Source organism: Cupriavidus sp. 05T313 (assembly GCF_056396665.1).
Genome location: NZ_JBFTLX010000031.1, coordinates 23,537 through 41,085, shown reverse-complemented (window position 1 = coordinate 41,085; position 17,549 = coordinate 23,537). Strand labels below are relative to the sequence as shown.

At 66.3% G+C, this 17,549-nt stretch carries 19 protein-coding genes and 1 riboswitch; of the genes, 7 read left to right on the top strand and 12 right to left on the bottom strand.

From position 1 onward, the window contains the following. Window positions 1-201, top strand: a 201-nt coding sequence (locus AC1DKD_RS10200; protein WP_477143239.1) for an alkaline phosphatase PhoX, incomplete at its 5' end; no start/stop codon positions are given. A gap of 99 nt (window positions 202-300) precedes the next feature. On the opposite strand, the gene AC1DKD_RS10195 is transcribed toward AC1DKD_RS10200, so the two are convergent. Continuing rightward, a complete protein-coding gene (locus AC1DKD_RS10195; protein WP_441625839.1) occupies window positions 301-1,134 on the bottom strand; it encodes a class I SAM-dependent methyltransferase in 834 nt (277 codons plus the stop codon). A 64-nt stretch (window positions 1,135-1,198) separates the two neighbouring features. Beyond that, window positions 1,199-1,363, bottom strand: coding sequence for a hypothetical protein (locus AC1DKD_RS10190; protein ID WP_441625837.1), 165 nt, complete (start codon window positions 1,361-1,363; stop codon window positions 1,199-1,201). A gap of 358 nt (window positions 1,364-1,721) precedes the next feature. Between AC1DKD_RS10190 and AC1DKD_RS10185 the strand changes: the two genes are divergently transcribed. After that, window positions 1,722-2,738 carry an AraC family transcriptional regulator gene (locus AC1DKD_RS10185; protein ID WP_441625835.1) on the top strand — a complete coding sequence of 339 codons (1,017 nt, stop codon included), beginning with the start codon at window positions 1,722-1,724 and terminating at the stop codon, window positions 2,736-2,738. 22 nt (window positions 2,739-2,760) lie between these two features. On the opposite strand, the gene AC1DKD_RS10180 is transcribed toward AC1DKD_RS10185, so the two are convergent. Next, window positions 2,761-3,528, bottom strand: a complete 768-nt coding sequence (locus AC1DKD_RS10180; protein WP_477143238.1) for a FadR/GntR family transcriptional regulator — start codon at window positions 3,526-3,528, stop codon at window positions 2,761-2,763. 174 nt (window positions 3,529-3,702) lie between these two features. Between AC1DKD_RS10180 and AC1DKD_RS10175 the strand changes: the two genes are divergently transcribed. From AC1DKD_RS10175 to AC1DKD_RS10165, 3 genes are all read left to right on the top strand, one after another. Then, window positions 3,703-4,677, top strand: coding sequence for a Bug family tripartite tricarboxylate transporter substrate binding protein (locus AC1DKD_RS10175; protein WP_441625832.1), 975 nt, complete (start codon window positions 3,703-3,705; stop codon window positions 4,675-4,677). After that, window positions 4,674-6,320, top strand: a complete 1,647-nt coding sequence (locus AC1DKD_RS10170; protein ID WP_441625830.1) for an AMP-binding protein — start codon at window positions 4,674-4,676, stop codon at window positions 6,318-6,320. Before AC1DKD_RS10175 ends, AC1DKD_RS10170 begins: the two co-directional genes overlap by 4 nt. Before the next feature lie 165 nt (window positions 6,321-6,485). Further along, a complete protein-coding gene (locus AC1DKD_RS10165; protein WP_441625828.1) occupies window positions 6,486-7,556 on the top strand; it encodes an MBL fold metallo-hydrolase in 1,071 nt (356 codons plus the stop codon). A 12-nt stretch (window positions 7,557-7,568) separates the two neighbouring features. Here AC1DKD_RS10165 and AC1DKD_RS10160 read toward each other — a convergent pair whose 3' ends face one another. From AC1DKD_RS10160 to AC1DKD_RS10150, 3 genes are all read right to left on the bottom strand, one after another. Next, on the bottom strand, window positions 7,569-7,961 hold the full coding sequence (locus AC1DKD_RS10160; protein ID WP_441625826.1) for a cupin domain-containing protein: 393 nt from the start codon (window positions 7,959-7,961) through the stop codon (window positions 7,569-7,571). A gap of 79 nt (window positions 7,962-8,040) precedes the next feature. Beyond that, window positions 8,041-8,868, bottom strand: coding sequence for an AraC family transcriptional regulator (locus tag AC1DKD_RS10155; protein WP_441625824.1), 828 nt, complete (start codon window positions 8,866-8,868; stop codon window positions 8,041-8,043). Window positions 8,869-9,086: 218 nt separating this feature from the next. Continuing rightward, entirely contained in the window at window positions 9,087-9,671 is a 585-nt protein-coding gene (locus AC1DKD_RS10150) for a TMEM165/GDT1 family protein (protein ID WP_441625822.1), read from the bottom strand. Window positions 9,672-9,676: 5 nt separating this feature from the next. After that, window positions 9,677-9,867, bottom strand: a riboswitch (yybP-ykoY riboswitch). 199 nt (window positions 9,868-10,066) lie between these two features. Here AC1DKD_RS10150 and AC1DKD_RS10145 point away from each other — a divergent pair. After that, the gene (locus AC1DKD_RS10145) at window positions 10,067-10,639 is read left to right on the top strand and encodes an NADAR family protein (RefSeq protein WP_428179557.1); all 573 of its coding nucleotides are present in this window, start codon (window positions 10,067-10,069) and stop codon (window positions 10,637-10,639) included. Window positions 10,640-10,686: 47 nt separating this feature from the next. Here AC1DKD_RS10145 and AC1DKD_RS10140 read toward each other — a convergent pair whose 3' ends face one another. Both AC1DKD_RS10140 and AC1DKD_RS10135 read right to left on the bottom strand, forming a co-directional pair. Next, window positions 10,687-11,691 (bottom strand): tripartite tricarboxylate transporter substrate-binding protein, encoded by a 1,005-nt coding sequence (locus tag AC1DKD_RS10140; protein WP_477111136.1) that lies wholly within the window; start codon window positions 11,689-11,691, stop codon window positions 10,687-10,689. 43 nt (window positions 11,692-11,734) lie between these two features. Continuing rightward, window positions 11,735-13,159 (bottom strand): amidase, encoded by a 1,425-nt coding sequence (locus AC1DKD_RS10135; RefSeq protein WP_441625817.1) that lies wholly within the window; start codon window positions 13,157-13,159, stop codon window positions 11,735-11,737. Window positions 13,160-13,371: 212 nt separating this feature from the next. Between AC1DKD_RS10135 and AC1DKD_RS10130 the strand changes: the two genes are divergently transcribed. Then, window positions 13,372-14,067, top strand: coding sequence for a GntR family transcriptional regulator (locus AC1DKD_RS10130; RefSeq protein ID WP_441625815.1), 696 nt, complete (start codon window positions 13,372-13,374; stop codon window positions 14,065-14,067). Between the two features lie 30 nt (window positions 14,068-14,097). On the opposite strand, the gene AC1DKD_RS10125 is transcribed toward AC1DKD_RS10130, so the two are convergent. From AC1DKD_RS10125 to AC1DKD_RS10110, 4 genes are all read right to left on the bottom strand, one after another. Continuing rightward, the gene (locus AC1DKD_RS10125; RefSeq protein WP_441625813.1) at window positions 14,098-14,235 is read right to left on the bottom strand and encodes a hypothetical protein; all 138 of its coding nucleotides are present in this window, start codon (window positions 14,233-14,235) and stop codon (window positions 14,098-14,100) included. Between the two features lie 226 nt (window positions 14,236-14,461). Continuing rightward, window positions 14,462-15,400, bottom strand: a complete 939-nt coding sequence (locus tag AC1DKD_RS10120; protein WP_441625812.1) for a 2-hydroxyacid dehydrogenase — start codon at window positions 15,398-15,400, stop codon at window positions 14,462-14,464. A 49-nt stretch (window positions 15,401-15,449) separates the two neighbouring features. Next, entirely contained in the window at window positions 15,450-16,445 is a 996-nt protein-coding gene (locus AC1DKD_RS10115; protein ID WP_441625811.1) for a Bug family tripartite tricarboxylate transporter substrate binding protein, read from the bottom strand. A gap of 82 nt (window positions 16,446-16,527) precedes the next feature. Then, window positions 16,528-17,517 carry a tripartite tricarboxylate transporter substrate binding protein gene (locus AC1DKD_RS10110; RefSeq protein ID WP_477111137.1) on the bottom strand — a complete coding sequence of 330 codons (990 nt, stop codon included), beginning with the start codon at window positions 17,515-17,517 and terminating at the stop codon, window positions 16,528-16,530. Window positions 17,518-17,549: the final 32 nt, after the last annotated feature.

The window sequence follows — 17,549 nt, the reverse complement described above, 5'->3', positions numbered from 1 at the left end:
GACCAGGACACCCGCGAGTGCAAACGTTTCCTGGTCGGCCCGCACGGGTGCGAGATCACCGGCATTGCGTACACGCCGGACCTGACCACGTTCTTTATCAACATCCAGCATCCCACCGACAAATGGCCGGACGCCGGCAAGCCTGCCAGGTCTTCGACCATCGTGGTCCGTCACAAGGACGGCAAGCCGATCGGCGCGTAGGCACGGCCGCGCAGATCCGTGCCGGCCTTGCCGGCACGCCGGGCCGCAGCCTCAAGGCTGCGGCTCTTTCGCTTCGCGATGCGAACTCGTCTTGCGATCTCAATTCCGTTCAATCACCACCTCAAGATACTCGCTGGGCAGCACCAGCGTCCCATCCCCCGAACGGTTCCGGCTGCCTATCAACGCCAGCAGATCCTGCTCAAAGGCAGCCTGTTTTTCAGCGTCGAGCGCGCCGAAGGCCTTGTTCATCGGCCCGTAGTAGGTACGGAAGATCTCAAGAAAGTGCGCTGGCGAGTGGTAGCGGAAGGTGAACGTGCGGGTAGCCGTGTGGATCGCGCGCGCGGTGTCGCCGAAGAGGGTATCGAGCGCTGCAGTCGTGCCCCACAACGCGGGCGATTTGACGCCCGGCGCGGGCGGAATGTACTTGCCGATCGTCTTGAACACCTGCCCGATGAAGCTCTCTGGCGTCCAGTTGGCCAGTCCGATCTTGCCGCGGGGTTTGCAGACGCGAGCAAGCTCGCTCGCGGCCTGTTCCTGGTTGGGGGTGAACATCACGCCAAAGGTGGACATCACCACGTCGAACGATGCGTCGGGAAACGGGAGATTTTCGGCGTCCGCTTCCTGGAATTTGATCGTATGGCCCTCGGCCTGTGCGCGCACGCGGCCGGCTTCCAGCAGCGCGGGCACATAGTCGGTGGAGGTGACTTCGCACCAGCGGCGCGCGGCCGCCAGCGTGGCATTGCCGTTGCCGGCGGCGACGTCGAGCACACGCGCGCCGGAGCGCAGGTCGAGCGCCTCGCACAGGTTCTCGCCGACGATCTGCAGCGTGGTGCCCACGACCGCGTAGTTGCCAGCGGACCAGGCGGCTTGCTGGCGGGTCTTGACCGCGGCGAGATCGATGACGGGGGCGGGATTGGAAAGGACTGCGGACATGGCAGTTCTCCTTAYGGTCTTGCGATTGGGATTCAGGGAGCCGGGGCTTGCCGTGCCGGGCGCGTTACTCCGCCATGCCGACGCCGGAGCCGCCCATTTCCTTGGGGGTGTCCTTCATTTTCGGCAAGCCGTCCTGGATGCGCAGGTGCGTTTCCTGATAGTGCACATGAATGCCGGGACGGAAGGGAAAGCCGGGAATGACGGCTGTGTGCACGTCGGTGAGTCTCATGCCGGGATGCCATAGCGTGAACGCATTGACGGGGCCTGCGGACCAGCGCCGGCAGGACTCGCAATGGCAATCGCCCATGCCGGCGGGCTCGCCGCCGACCGGAACCGCACCGCACCGCAAAAGCAGGCGCCCTCATGGGTTTTCTCGTCGCTCATATCGCGTCTCCTGGATGGATTGCACTCGTCCTGCCGGTGCGGGGTTGCCCGGCGGTATCCATGCGAATGCCCTCCAGACAGGTGTTGTCGCGGATGGGCGTGGGTGTAGTATCTCCACGTTGCCTGTCTCGATGAATGCTCTGGCGTCCAGCGTTCTTGCGCGGGACGCCGGAATTGACGGACCCAATTGACGGACCCTGTTCATGGATGCCGTTTCCGACGTACTTCGCGTTGTCCGCCTGAGCGGTGCGGTCTATCTCAACGGAGAATTCACCGCGCCGTGGTGCGTGCTTGGCGAAGCGGATGCGGCGCTGTGCGAAGCCTTCCTGCCGCGCACCGAGCGTGTCGTGTCGTTCCACCTGGTCACTGAAGGGAGCTGCTGGGCACGCCTCGCGGACGATCCCATGTCGGCCATTCATCTCACTGCCGGCGAACTGCTGGTGGTGCCGCAAGGCGAGTCGCACATCATGGCCAGCGTGCTCGACCTGTCCCCGGTGCAGGTGGGGCCTTTGCTGGCCATGCAACTGGAGACGGCGCCGCGCCAGGTGATGAGGCTGTCATACGGCGGCGGCGGAACCGGCACGCGTCTCGTGTGCGGATTCCTGGCTTGCAACGACCTCTTGAGCAATCCGCTGATTTCCGCGCTGCCACGCATCTTCAAGGTCGATATGCGCAACGATCCACGCTCCGCCTGGCTGGACTCTTCGCTGCAGTTCGCGACGGCCGAGGCGGCGGACTGGCGGGCCGGCAGCGAGATCGTCCTTGCCAGGTTGTCGGAACTGCTCTTTGTCGAAGCGGTGCGCCGCTGTATCGACGGATTGCCGGCGGACAAGAAGGGATGGCTTGCCGGCGTGCGCGACCGTTTCGTCGGACGGGCGTTATCGATGATGCACGCGCAGCCCGCCCATGACTGGACCGTGGATGAGCTCGCGCGCAGCGCGGGGCTGTCACGCTCGGCGCTGGCGCAGCGTTTCACCGACCTGCTGGGACAACCGCCGATGCAGTATCTGGCGCACTGGCGCCTGCAGATCGCGGCGCAGGAACTCCTCACCGGAGGCAAGTCGGTTGCCGCGGTGGCGGAGCACGTCGGCTATGAGTCGGAAGCGGCTTTCAATAGGGCGTTCAAGCGCGAATTCGGCCAGCCGCCAGCGGGCTGGCGACGGTGCCGCGGAAAGGGCGCGGCGCCAGTCCCCGCGGCCGAGCGCTCGGGACTGGCATAGCCGCAACGGCCCGGCGGTACCCTCAGCCGCCYATTTCCTTCGGAAAATACGCTTCCTGGAACTGCTCCAGCACGCTGGTCATCTCCTGTACCGCCGCCTCCGCATCGCCCCGTTCGAAATGCGCCATGAAGCGGCGGCGCGAAGGAAAGATGTAGCTGGTGTCGTGCGGCCCGATCCGGATCACGAATTCCACCAGGACCTCGATCAAGCCGTTGATGAAGGCAATCATGATCGGGTTGTCGGTCATGCGCGCCAGGATGCGATGGAACTCGTGGTTAAGCGCGACCTTGGTCTCGAACTCCCCTGACTCGGCCGCAGCGACCGCGGCGTCGATGTTGGCATTCAGGGCCGCGATGTCACTGGCCGTGGCGCGCTGGCAGGCTTCCCGGATCACAATGGCTTCCACCCAGATGCGCGCCTGCGTGAGGTGCCGCGGCGCGATGCCGCCCAGGCGGTAGAGGTCGAGCAGGCCGCTCACGATGGCGACCGACGCGCCATTGTTGCCTGTGATGAAGATGCCGCCGTGAGCCCCCTTCTTGAGTTGCACCAGGCCGGCCTGTTCCAGCGAGCGCACCGCTTCGCGCAAGGTGTTGCGCGAAACGCCCAGCTCCGCCGCCAGGGCGCGCTCCGCAGGCAGTTTCGCCCCGGGCAGCAGGCGGCCGGAAGTGATCTCCTGGCGGATCTGGCGCGCAATGTCGTCGGCCGCGCGCAGTACCTGGACAGGCTTGAACTGCGGGCCCGGTGCTTCGGCCAGGGTCGCGGGGCTTTGCGCGTCAATCTCGTTGGTCATATTCGATGGCGTCGGGAGGAAGTCCGCATTGTAGAAGGCCGGCGGTGCGAAACCCTTGCCGATCCCRCTCCGGGTTTTCCAGTATGTTCAATGCTATGGCGATTTGTAGAATGGTTCAACCAATAAATCAGAGCGAAGCAGCGTCAAGCTGACGCGTGAGACGAAGGAGGAGACATGCGTATTGCCAAAGCACTGGCCACCCTGTGCGCCGCCGTGCTGCCGTGGTCCGGTACGGCCCACGCCGATGCCAAGGCAGCGGCTTATCCCGAACGGCCGATCAAACTTGTCGTGGTCTATCAATCGGGCGGTGCCAACGACATCGTGGCCCGGATCCTGGCCGAGCGCATGAGCGGGACCCTGGGCCAGCCGGTCATGGTGGTCAACAAACCGGGCGCAAATGGCGCCATCGGCGCGCAATCCGTGGCGAGCAGCCCGGCCGACGGCTACACGGTGCTGATGGGCGGGATGCCCCTGGTGGTGGCCCGGGCCATGTACAAGAACCCGGCCGTGGATTTCGAGCGGGACCTGGCGCCGGTCGGCAAGGCGGTGAACCTGAACCTGGTGCTGGTGGCGCGCAAGGGGTTCGCCGCGGACAAGTTCGAGCAGGTCGTGGCGATGGAGAGCAAGAAGCCTGGCAGCACATCCATGGCGGTGACGGCTTCCACTTATGAGTTCTACTACGCACGGATCAACAAGCTGGCGCGGATCGACACCTTGAAGGTGCCTTATGCCGGCGTGCCGGCCGCGATGAATGACCTGAACGGCAACCGTGTCGACATGCTGATGGACACCCTGGCGGCGCAAAAGCCCTTCCTTGATAGTGGTACCACCAAGCCGCTGGCGGTATTCGGGCGCAAGCGGCTTGCCGCGCTGCCCGAGGTGCCCACGCTCACCGAACTGGGTTTGAAGGGCTTCGAGGACCAGCCCTATGTCGGCATGCTGGTACCCAGGGGTACGCCGAATGCGGTCATCGCCAGATTGAACGGCGCGCTGAGGCAGGCCGTGGAGAATCCGGAGATAAAGGCCAAACTCGAAGCCATGGGGTTCAGTGTGGAGACCGGCACGCCCGAGGCATTCCTCCAGGAGATGAAGTCCGATTCCGGGAAGATGGTGGCCATCGGCGCGCAGGCCGGGATAGAAAAGCAATGACGAGGGGTGAGGGGATGCAGGATATGCAGCAGGGCAGGGAGCCGCTCTACGCGGGATCGACGGTGGCGGAGCTCTACCGCTCGGCGTTCAAATCCTTCGCGCAGCGCGAAGCGATCGTGGGGGACGGGGTACGCCTGAGCTATCAGGCGCTGGAAGCGCAGTGCCATCGCATGGTCCGGTACTTCGAGTCGATCGGGCTGCGCCGCCAGGATGGCATCAGCCTGCTGTCGGGCAACCGGGCGGACGCCGTGGTGGCGATCATCGCGGCGCAATTGATGGGCTTGCGCTACACCGCGCTGCATCCGCTCGCCGCRCAGGACGACCACGTGTTTGCCTTGCGCGACGCGGGCATCAAGGCCCTGATCGTGGACGTGCCGCGCTTCGCCGAGCGCGGCGCCGCGCTGGCGGCGCTGGGCGTGGTCGAGCATGTGCTGACGCTGGGGCCGGCTTCGTTCGGCGCCGATGTCAACGCTGCGCTGCCTGCGTTCGATGGAGCCGATATCCCCTTGCGCGTCCAGCCCGAGGATATTTCCAAGATCTCCTATACGGGCGGCACCACGGGCAAGTCCAAGGGCGTGATCCACCGGCAGCGCACTACTGTGACCATGACACTGCAGCAGCTGGCTTGCTGGGAGTGGCCGGCGGAAACGCGCTTCYTGGCGGCGACGCCGATCTCTCATGCTTCGGGCGCCATCATGCTGCCGGTGTTGCTGCGCGGGGGCACCTTGTTCTTCATGAGCAAGTTCAGCCCGGAGGATTTCCTGCAAACCGTGGTGGCGGAGCGCATCAGTTCGACCTTCCTGGTGCCCACCCAGATCTACGGTCTGCTCGATTGCGTGACCCTGGACCAATACGATCTCTCGCCACTGCAGATGGTGCTCTACGGCGCGGCGCCCATCGCCGAGGCACGGCTCGCGCAGGCAGTGCAGCGCCTGGGTCCGGTGTTCTGCCAGATCTACGGGCAAGCCGAGGCGCCGATGACGATCAGCTATCTGCGGCGGCATGAGCACGACCCGCGGCGGCCCCAGCTGTTGCGCTCCTGCGGAAGGCCGCTGCCCGGCAACCAGGTCAAGCTGCTCGATGCCAACCTTCGGGAAGTCGGCCCTGGCGAGGTTGGCGAGCTATGCGTGCGCGGGCCGCTGATCATGCATGAATACCTGAACCGGCCGGAGGAAACCGAAAAAGCCCTTGCCGGCGACTGGCTGCATACCGGCGACATGGCGAGGCAAGATGCCGACGGCTACCTGTATATCGTCGATCGCGCCAAGGACATGATTATCTCGGGCGGTTTCAACGTCTATTCCAGCGAGGTCGAGAACTGCCTGGCGCAGCACCCCGCGGTATCGCTGTCGGCAGTGATCGGCCTGCCCCATCCCAAGTGGGGCGAAGCCGTCACGGCGGTGGTGGTGCTGAAACCGGGATGCAGCGCCAACGCGCAGGAGCTGATTGCCTTTGTGGCGGAGCGCAAGGGCGTGGTCAATGCGCCGAAGACCGTGGTGTTCGAAGCCAATCTGCCGCTGACCGCCGTCAGCAAGCTCGACAAGAAGGCCATCCGGGCGATGTACGCGCACGGCAATGCCAATACCACGGATGGCACGGACAGCACGGACAACATGGTCAGTTCGCCGCAGCACATCGTCTGAACGCCTGTTTGCGCAGCCGGCCGGTGCTGCTGCGCGAACAGCCGGACCTCGGTAGAATCGCTCACGACGTCGAATGCGAGAAGCACGGCCCTTATTTGCCCCATGCAGGTGCAACAACGCTCGGCACGCCCCGCATGTCCGCACGGAACCAAGGAATCAGACCCCATGAGCGATGCGAGTTTAACCCCCTCGGCCGAGAGCAAGCCTGTGCTCGAATACCCATGCGGAGACGCGCCGGCGCCGGGCAGCGTGCGGGAAATCGTACCGGGCGTGCTGTGGATCCGCATGCCGATGCCATTCGCGCTGAGCCATATCAACCTCTGGGCGGTGCGCGACGGCGCGGGCTGGGCGGGGGTGGACGCGGGATTGCAAACCAGCGAGACCGCCGCTGCCTGGCGCGATCTCTTCGCGCAGGGCGGGGCGCTGGCGGACGGGCTGACCCGGCTGTTCGTCACGCACATGCATCCGGACCATATCGGCATGGCCGGCTGGCTGACCCGCAAGCACGGTTGCCGCCTGTGGATGACCCGGCTGGAATACCTGAACTGCCGCGTTCTCGCCGCGGACACGGGGCGCGAGGCGCCGGAGGACGGCGTGCGCTTCTATCGCCGCGCGGGCTGGGACGACAACGCCATCGAGGCATACCGTGTGCGCTTCGGCGGCTTCGGCAAGTACGTCCATGCCTTGCCCGACAGCTACCGGCGCCTGCGCGACGGTGAGAGCCTGGCGATTGGCGATCACCAGTGGCGGGTTGTCGTCGGCAACGGCCACTCGCCCGAACACGCCTGCCTCTATAGCGAGACGCTGAAGATCCTGATCAGCGGCGACCAGATCCTGCCGCGCATCTCCTCCAACGTGTCGGTATTCCCCACCGAGCCCGACGCGGACCCGATGGGCGACTGGCTTGCCTCACTTGCCAGGCTGCGCCGGGAAGTCCCGGACGATGTGCTGGTGCTGCCGGCGCACAACGAGCCTTTCCGCGGCCTGCATGCGCGCATCGATTACCTGGAGCGCAGCCAGCGCCAGGCGCTCGACCGGCTGCGCCAGGCGCTGTCCGAGCCAAAGCGCGCGGTGGATGTCTTCGCCGAACTGTTCTCCCGCCCCATTGGCGGGGAGCCCGGATTGCTGGGCATGGCGACTGGCGAGAGCATTGCCCACCTGAACTACCTCGTGCATCGGGGGGAGGCCGTGATGGAAGTGGGCCCGGACGGCATCGCGCGGTATCGCAAGGCCTGAGTCCGGCGGCGGTCAGATCCAGGCGTCGTTGACCGCCGTCCGCTCACCGCCCTCGCCGCCGGTATTCACCACGCCCCGGGGTTCGATCAGCAGCAGCTTCACCTCCGTTTCGGCAAAGGGCTTGTGCTCGACGCCCCTGGGCACCACGAACATCTCGCCTGCCGATAGCCGTACCTGTCCATCGCGGAAATCGATGCGCAGTTGCCCTTCCAGCACGATGAACGTCTCATCGGTATCGGCATGGCTGTGCCAGATGAARTCGCCCTCGATCCTGACCAGCTTGAACTGGTAGTCGTTCATCTCGGCGATCACCTTCGGCGTCCACTGCTCGTGGATCAGGCCGAGTTTCTGCGCGAAATTCAGGCTTTGGTACTTACCGGTGGCGGTTGCCAGATCGTTGTCCATGGCGTTGCTCTCCTTGCCTTGTCATGGGGGCTCACCTTAGCAAGGCGTACGGGGGGAATCTTGTACGATCGTGCAAGCCTCAGCGAGCCGCGGGCGCGGCCACGCCCTGCATGTTCATCCAGCGCGCAGGCGACAGGCCGTAGGCCTTGCGGAAGTGGCGCGTCATATGGCTCTGGTCCGTGAATCCCGCGGCCAGGGCGGCATCGGCCAGCGACTGGCCCCGTACCAGCAGCGACCGGACCTGGTCGAGCCGGCGCATGGTCAGGTAGCGGTACGGGCTGGTGCCGTACAGCAAGCGGAAATCGCGCGACAGGCTCCAGCGGTCTCGTCCGCTGTGCGCTTCCAGTTCGCCCAGCGTGACCGTGCGGTGCAGCGCGCCGTGGATATACTCGCGCGCCCGCTCGGCGGCCTGGTAGTCGTAGCCCTGGCGGCGGGCAGGCGCACCGGATACCGCTTCCAGCGCATGCGCAAGATCGAACAAGGCGTCGTCTTCCTCCAGCGGATCGATTGGGCTGTCCATGCCCTGGAGCAGGATACCGGTTGCCGCGCGCAGCCGCGGGTCCCTGGATATGCCATCCTTGATGAACGGGAGCGGCTTGCCGCCTAGCACCTGCTGGATCAGCGCCGGTTCGATATACATGATCCGGTACTTGAAGCCAGCGTCCGAACCGGCCTCGCCGTCATGGGGCTCATCGGGATGCAGCACGACGGTCCCGCCGGGCAGGCTGTTGCGCTGCCCGCCCCGATACTGGAAGCGCTGCACGCCGGAGAGCGTGCGCCCGATGGCGTAGGTATCGTGGCGATGCATATCGTAGCCGTGCCCCGAGAAGAACGCTTCGATGCGCTCCAGCCGGCCTTGCTGCGGCGCGCGAAGTACCCAGTCCCTGGGTGTGTCTTTCATGCGCATGTCGGTTCATCCCTCGCGGTTGCCCTGGCGCTGGCATCCCGGCGGGATCACCAGACCGGCACCTTGGGCAGATGCCAATCTTGCCACACAGCCAGCAGCCGCAGGGCGAAGCTGCCGGCACCGCCCGCCAGCGCCGCCAAGGTCGGCGGGAGGCCGATAACCCGGGCCGCTCTGCGGCGTTCGCGGTCTTGTGCAGGCCGGTGATGCGCGTTTGCCGCTCAGGTACCCAGGTTCAAGCCGAAGTTCACCTTGAACAGGATCAGGATCCCGAACACGGCGAACAGCGCCGCGGCGACGAAGCGCATCTTGCTCAGCGGGATAATGCGGGTCAGGCGATCGCCCAGCAGGACCGCGGGCACATTGGCCGCCATCATGCCCAGCGTGGTGCCGACCACGACCATGCCCAGGTTCGCGTACTGCGCACCCAGCGCAATGGTGGCGAACTGGGTCTTGTCGCCCATTTCGGCGAGGAAGAAGGCCACCACGGTGGTGGCGAAGGCGCCGGCCTGCTTGCCGTTTTTCCCTTCGTCGTCGAGCTTGTCGGGGATCAGGGCCCAGGCGGCGAATCCGAGGAAAGCGATGCCCAGCACCCAGCGCGTCACATCCGGGCTGACGTGCGAGGCAGCCCAGTCGCCCAGCGCGGCGGCAAAGAGGTGGTTGAAGATGGTTGCGACGAAAATGCCCGCAATGATGCTCCACTGCTTGCCGGGAAACCGGGACGCCAGGAGAAAGGACAGGAGCTGAGTCTTGTCGCCCATTTCCGCCAGGGCGACCATGCCGAATGAAGCAATGAGTGCTTCCATGAGATATCCAAAGGGGCTGGCAACACACGAACCAATGACTTCGCTGCCCAGTGCCAGCCCCAGCTGGTGGACAGAAAAGTCAAAGGTCTCGCAGAGCCAATCAGGCTGCCGGCGCCATGGTTTTTTGTACCAAGTATGTTGACGTCGGCTCCTCCAGGGGGACTGGAGGCTAGCTACTCCCCTAAGACGGCGCAGATGATAGCACAAGCCTGTGCTGGCGGGGATCCGGTGCGCCGGGCGATCAAAGGTTTGTCACGGCTGGCATCGGCGCCTGGTGCCCTGCCTGGTGCCCTTTGACGCACAGCCTTGCCGCGAACAATACTATAGGGCTTTGGGGTCACCCAGGCTCCAGCCATGCCAGACCATACCGACGCTACCGACGCTACCGATTCGCGATGACCCAGCCCGATATCCACGACCACGCCTCCCTGATCAGTGCCTTCCGGCGCGGCCACCGCCCCGCCTACCTGTTTTTCTGGGGCCACAGCGCCAGGCCGGGGGCCGCGGTGGGCAAGGAGTGCCTGTCGCAGTGGTGGCCCGCCCGGTTCAGCGTGGATGGCCAGGTGTTCGCCAGCGCGGAGCATTTCATGATGGCTGGCAAGGCGCGCCTGTTCGGCGACGAGCCTGCCCTGGCGCGGATACTGGCGGCGCCTTCGCCCGCCGCGGCCAAGCGGCTTGGCCGCGAGGTGCGCGGCTTTGACGAAGGGCGCTGGAATGCCGCGTGCCAGGCGCTGGTGACGCAGGGCAATATCGAGAAATTCCGCCAGAATCCGGACCTCGCCGGCTACCTRCTCGGCACCGGGCGGCGCGTGCTGGTGGAGGCCAGCCCGGTCGATCGCATCTGGGGCATCGGCCTGGCTGCCGACGATCCGCGCGCGGCCAATCCCGATCAGTGGCGCGGGCCCAACCTGCTCGGATTCGCGCTGATGGCTGCGCGCGAGGCGCTAGGAGATGGCGCGGCGCGTTAGAGCGGGACGAAGGGTCAGAGCCATCCGCCCGTTTGCTCCGGTCCGGGTCAGTCCTCGGCGACGAAGCCGGTAGCCTCCACGATCGGCTTCCAGGCAGCACGCTCCAGCTGGATGCGGTGCCGCGCTTCTTGTCCCGGCCCGGCGGCCACTTCCAGCCCCAGGGCCTCCAGCTTGGCCGCGGTCGCGGCATTGGCCGAGGCGGCAATGAACATCTTCTCCACCCTGGCGACCACATCCGCTTGCGTGCCGGCCGGCAGGAAGGCGCCGTACCAGCTGGTCGCGTATTCGAACTGGCTGAAGCCCTGTTCCTTCAGCGTGGGCACTTCCGGCAAGGCCTTGGCGCGCCGCGTGCCGCTCACCCCCAGGAATTGCAGCTTGCCGCCCTTGTACAACGGCATCATGCTGGCGACGGCATCCCAGCCGATCGACACCGTACCGCTGATCACGTCCACCAGCATCGGAGACGCGCCACGGTAGGCAGCGGGCGTAACGGAAATGCCGAGCTTCTTGCCCAGTGCCACCGTGCCGAGGTGGCCGGCGCTGCCGATGGTCGCCAGGCCCAGGCTGGCGCTGCCGGGATTGCGCCTGGCCCACTCGACGTATTCCTTCATGTTCTTGTACGGCTGCTGGACACCGGCGGCAATCACGGTGGGCACGTCGGTCAGCACGGCGGCCGGTACCAGGTCTTTGTCCGCGTCATATCCCAGCTTCTTGTAGGTCAGCGGGAAGATGGTGAACAGCGGCGAGGGGCCGATGAAGATGGTCTTGCCATCGGGCCTGGAGCGCTTGACGTAGTCGAGCGCCAGGCGCGCCGACGCGCCGGGTTTGTTCTCGACGATGATGGTGCCGTGCCCATCCTGGCGCAGTTGTTCGGCGTAGATCCGGGCCAGGCTGTCGGCCGCGCCGCCGGGCGCGTAGCCGACGATGATATGCATCGGGGCCGCCGCATCCTCTGCCGCGAAGGCCGGCCGGGGCAGGGCGAGGACAGCAACGGCACATGCCGGAAGCGCCAGGGCGTTGATCACAAAATTGCGGCGGAAAGCGTGGGTCATGGCGGGTGCGGTTTGAATCGATGAATAAACGGGGTGCGGCGCGTTATAGCTGCGGCCACTGGCCCAGCAGCCCGTGCGCGGCTTCGAACAGCGCGGACACGCGGAGCAGCTCGGCGTCGCCGCGGAACTGTCCCACCAGCTGGAAGCCGATCGGCAGCCCGTCGCTGCCGAAGCCGCAGGGCAGGCTGATGGCGGGATGGCCGGTCATGTTGAACGGCATCGTCCACGGGAACCAGTGCGCGCGGACGTTTTCGAATGCCTGGCCGTCGATGTCGATGGTGCCGAACAGGTCTTGTTCGATGGGTAGCGCCGTGCGTGTGAGCGTCGGCATGGCGAGGAAGTCGCCGCGCTGCAGCAGCGCCTGCACGCGCAGGAACAGTTTCGAGCGATCGAACATCGCCTGCTGGTACTCCACGCCGCTGACCTGCGCGGCGGAGGCCACCTGCTTCAGGAACGTGGCGCTGAGCTGGTCGCCGTGCTCCGCCGCGATGGCGGCAAAGCGCGCGCGCCAGACCGTATGGTTGATCGCGCGCCAGATGGGTTCCACGTCAAAGCCATCACCGGAGAAGGCTTCCAGTTCCGCGCCTAGCCCGGCCAGCTTCGACAGGCTCGCCTCGAATGCCCGCGCAACCTCCGCCGATACCGGACGCCCCGGCGGCGCCAGGCAGTAAAGAATCCGGCGGCCGCGCAAATCCCCTTGCGGGCGGGCGGCGCCGGCGTAGTCCGGCTTCGGCACGCCGATCGACCACGGATCGCAGGCATCTTCGCCGGCCATGACCTGCATCATCAGCCCGGTGTCCGCGACCGTGCGCGTGGTGGGCGTGACATAGGTCTGGTTGCCGAAGAGGTCCTGCGCCTGGCTGTGCGGGATCACGCCGTTGCTCTGCTTGATGCCGACCACGCCGTTGCACGCCGCCGGAATCCGCGTGGAGCCGCCGCCGTCGGTGGCGACCGCAAGCGGCGCGATGCCGCTGGCCACGGCAACCGCCGCGCCGCCGCTGGATCCGCCGCTGGTGCGCTCGCCGCTCCATGCATTGCGCGTGCGGCCGAACAGGGGCGAATCGGTCAGGCATTTGGAGCCGAACTCGGGCGTGGTGGTCTTGCCAATCAGGATGGCGCCCTGCTCGCGCAGGCGCGCGATGGCTACCGCATCCTGGTCGGGCACGTTGTCCCGGTATGGCGCCACGCCAAACGTGGTGCGCACGCCCTTGGTGTTGACGAGGTCCTTCGCGGTGAACGGGATGCCGTGCAGCAGCCCCAGTGGCTTGCCCGCGATGACCGCCTGCTCCGCCTCGCGGGCCGCGGTCATGGCTTCATCGGCGCATAGCGTGATGAAGCAGTTCAGTTCGGGCTGCAGCCGGGCAGCGCGGTCGAGCACGGCCTGCGTGAGTTCGACCGGCGATATTTCCTTGCGGGCGATGCGGCCCTGGAGTTCGGTGGCGGACAAAAAGCAAAGCGCATCGCTCATCGGCGGGGGTCTCCAGAAACGTCTCGGGTGGCCTGGACGCCACGCCATGCTATGCAGGGCTTTGGTTTTTGGATCCAGAATCCAGTGTTTGAGGCTATAGTAGACCCGTGGGCAGCCCTTGTAAACTGCGCCAACCTGTCTGGATCACCCGGTGCGGAGATGCGCCGGAATATGCGGAAATGCGCTGCGCCAAGAGGGGGCAAATGTCGGAAATGTCGGAAACATTCGAGTGGCAAGGCCGGGTGCGGCTGGTCGAGGAAGTCGCGCAGGTGCTGCGCCAGCGCATCTACCGGGGCGTCTACCCGCCGGGCAAGCCGCTGCGGCAGGTCGAGATTTCGGAGGACCTGAAGATCAGCCGCACGCCGCTGCGGGAAGCCCTGCGCATTCTCGAACGGGAAGGCCTGGTCAGCGCCGAGACTGCGCGCGGCGTCACCGTGGTCAGCGCGGATTTCCGTCAGTTGATGGATGCCTATGAACTGCGCGAGGTAATCGACGGCCTCGCCGCTCGCCTGGCGGCGTCACGCGCGAGCGAACTGGCCGGAGCGCCTTTGCGCGCCATCATCGAAACCCAGCAGGGGAGCCTCGAGCCCTGGCTGCCTGAGGTTTATACAGCGGCCAATGTCGAGTTCCATACTGCCATCATCGGCCTGGCAGCGAACGAGTACCTGGCGAGGCAGGTACCCATCGTGCATATGACGTCGCAGGTGTTCGCGCCACGGATCCTGTTTGCGCGGGACCGCGCGCAGGCCGCCATCGGGGAGCACGAGCAGATCGTCGCGGCGATCGAGCGCGGGGATGCCGGCCAGGCGGAAGACCTGGCCCGCTTGCATATCCGGAATTCCATGGCGCGGCTAAGGGCCCTCGCGCAGATGGCTGCGGATGATGCGCCGGCCATCGCCGAACCCTGAAATGCGCAGCGGTGCGGCAACCGGCCCGGATTATTGCTGCGGGCTCTTGGCGGTTTGCGGCGTGTCCTGCCGCAGCGCGGGATGATGCCGGCTCACGCTTCTTGCACCGAACAACAGCGCCCCGATAAAAACCACGATATACGCCCCGAAAGTGAGTGCTCCTTCCATGGCTGACCCCTCTGCTTTTGTGTGGTTATTCTTCTTGGTTAGGCAATCAGTATGCGCAAGATAAAGACCAGTCCGCTACCACTCGGCGGAGGGGGGGTGAGGAGGAAATCGGGGGGAAATCTACCTCGTTTGGGGTACAACCGCGGGGCATTGCGGCAATAGACAAGGCATAAGACAAAAGGGGGGCGATCGCTCCCCCGCGCTATCGCCCGGCATCCTGGTTGCCCTATGCCGCCGCAGCCTTCACGGCACCGCTGGCGAAGAAGCTCCGCAGGTTGTCGAAGACCAGGTCCGCCATCGCATTGCGCGTTTCGTGCGTGGCACTCGCGATATGCGGCAGCAGCACGACGTTGTCCAGCGCGAACAGGGCTTCAGGGACGTGCGGCTCGTTCTCGAACACATCCAGGCCGGCGCCGGCGATGCGCCGGTGCACCAGCGCATCCACCAGCGCCACCTCGTCAACCACGGTGCCGCGCGCGATATTGATCAGGAAGCCTTCGGGGCCGAGCGCTTCGAGCACGGCGGCGGAAACCAGGTGCCGGGTCTCCGGCCCGCCCGCGGTGGCAATGACCAGGAAATCCGCCCACCTGGCCATCTCGATCAGCGAGGGCTCGTGACGGTAGGGCGCATCCGCCGCGGGGCGCCGGCTGTTGTAGCGTACCTCCATGTCGAAGCCGGAGCCGCGCCGGGCGATCACGCGGCCGATGCGGCCCATGCCGATGATGCCCAGGCGCTTGCCGCTGACGCGCGTGCTGAGCGGGAACTGCGCCTTGGGCCATTCGCCGCGCCTGACAAAGCGATCTGCCGCGCTGAAGCCGCGCGCCACGTCCATCAGCAGGCCAAAGGCCGTGTCGGCCACGCAATCGTTGAGCACGTCGGGGGTATAGCCAACTGCGATGCCGCGCGCGCGCGCGGCTTCGAGGTCGATCTTGTCGAGGCCCACGCCAAAGCTGGAGATGACCTTCAGCGCCGGCATGGCCGCGATTATGGCCGCGTCGACGCCGATCGCGGCGCGTGTGGTCAGCGCGGCAAACTCGGCGCCGTGGCTGGCGAGGAAGGCGGCGGGATCGGTTTCGGCCCACAGGGGGTGGACGTCATAGTGTTCGGCCAGGCTGGCTTCGAGTGCGGCCGGCAAGCGTCCATGCTGGAGCAGGCGTTGTTTCATGAGAAGAGATCCGGTTGGTGAGCGCGATGATTGCGCGAGGCTGGCGATGTCAGTCCGCGCTGAGTTTGTTGTCCAGGATGATCCTGGCGTAGCGCTTGCGATCGGTGGCGATCAGGTCCGCGAACTGGGCCGGCGTGCCGCCGACGGGAATGGCGCCCTGTGCAATCAGCTGTTCGCGCACGGCGGGCATCGCCACCACTTCCTTGACGCCGGCGGCGATCTTGTCGACGATTTCCCTGGGCGTGCCCGCCGGAGCCAGCAGGCCGACCCACGATCCCGATTCGGCGCCGGCAATACCGGCTTCCGCCAGGGTCGGCACGTCCGGCAGCGCGGGGGAGCGGACCTTGCTGGTCACGGCCAGCGCGCGCAGCTTGCCCGATTTCACATGGCCGGCGGTTTCCAGGATGGAGGCGAACAGCATGTCGACATTGCCCGCCATCAGGTCGCTCATGGCGGCGCCGCCGCCCTTGTAGGGCACGTGCAGCAGATCGATGCCGGTGGCAGCCTTGAAGATCTCCGCCGACAAATGCGGCGAGCCGCCGCTGCCCGAGCTGGCGTAGGTCAGCTTGCCGGGCTGCGCCTTGGCCAGCGCCACCAGTTCTTTCGGCGTCCTGGCCGGCAGCTTGGGCGTGACGACCAGCGCGAACGGCAGCTCCGCCATCAGGCTCACCGGCACGAAGGCGGCCGGGTTGTAGCTGAGCTTCTTGTAGAGCGTGGGATTGATGGATTGCGTGCCGACATTGCCCGCGACCAGCGTGTAGCCATCCGGCCTGGCGCGGGACACGATGTCCAGCCCGACGTTGCCGGCCGCGCCGGGCCGGTTGTCCACCAGCACCGGCTGGCCCCACAGTTGCGACAGCCGCAGCGCTACCAGGCGGGTGCCCACATCGGTGCCGCCGCCAGGGGCGAACGGCAGGATGATGGTCACGGGCTTGGCCGGCCAGGCCACGCCGGGCTGGGCGTGCGCGGCGGGCAGCCACGCGCCGATAGCCAGGGCGATGAGTGCCGCGCGACGGCGCGGTTTCAGGGGGGTGAGCAAGCGCATGTTCTGTCTCCAGGAGTACTGCTTGAGTGCCGGGTGCGATGGCCCGGCGGCATGTGTGGGGTAGCGGCTGCCGGCGCGCCGCTCATTCGGGCTGGATGCCGGCGTCCTTGGCAACCTTGGCCCACTTGCCCATTTCCACCTCAAGGAAACTGGCGAATTGCGCGGGGGTGCCGCCCGCGGGTTCGATGCCGGCGTTCTGCAGGCGCTCGCGCACATCGGGCGATGCGAGCGCTTTGTTGATCTCCGCGTTGAGCTTGTCCACCACCGCCCTGGGCGTACCGGCCGGCGCGAGCACGCCGCCCCAGGTGCTGGTTTCATAGCCGGGCAGGCCGGCTTCCGCCATGGTCGGGACCTGCGGCGCGGTCGACGAGCGCCTGGCCGTGGTCACGGCGAGCGGGCGCACCTTGCCCCCCTTGACCTGCGGGCCGATCGCGGCAACCGTGTCGAACATCAGCGACACGCGGCCGCTGGTCAGGTCCGGATGCGCCAGCGTGCTGCCCTTGTAGGGAATGTGGACCATGTCGATGCCGGCCATGCTCTTGAACAGCTCGCCCGAGAAGTGCGGCGCGCCGCCCGAGCCGCTGGACGCGAACGACAGCTTGCCCGGGTTGGCCTTGCCATAGGCGATCAGTTCCTTGACGGATTTCACCGGCAGGGAAGGGGACACCACCAGCATCAGCGGCACCACGTGGGTCAGCACCACCGGCTCGAAACTCTTGATGGTGTCGAAGGGCAGCTTCTTCACCATGCTCGGATTGATCGCGTGGCTGCTGGCCACCAGCGCCAGCATGTAGCCATCCGGCGGGCTCTTGGCGACCAGGTCGGTGCCGATGATGCCGGTGGCGCCGGGGCGGTTGTCCACCACCACCGGCTGGCCCCAGGCCTCGGTCATCTTCTGGCCCACCAGCCTTGCCACAAGGTCGATGGCGCCGCCGGGTGAGGCGGGCACGACGATGGTGATGCTCTTGGCGGGGTAGGCTGCGTCGGCGGCGTGGGCGCCAGGCGTGGCGAGGGCCAGGGCGGCGGCGATGCCGGCCAGCGCCTGGACGATGGGTTTGGTGTTGATGTGCATGTCGTCTCCTGCGCGATTCAGTTCGCGCTTAT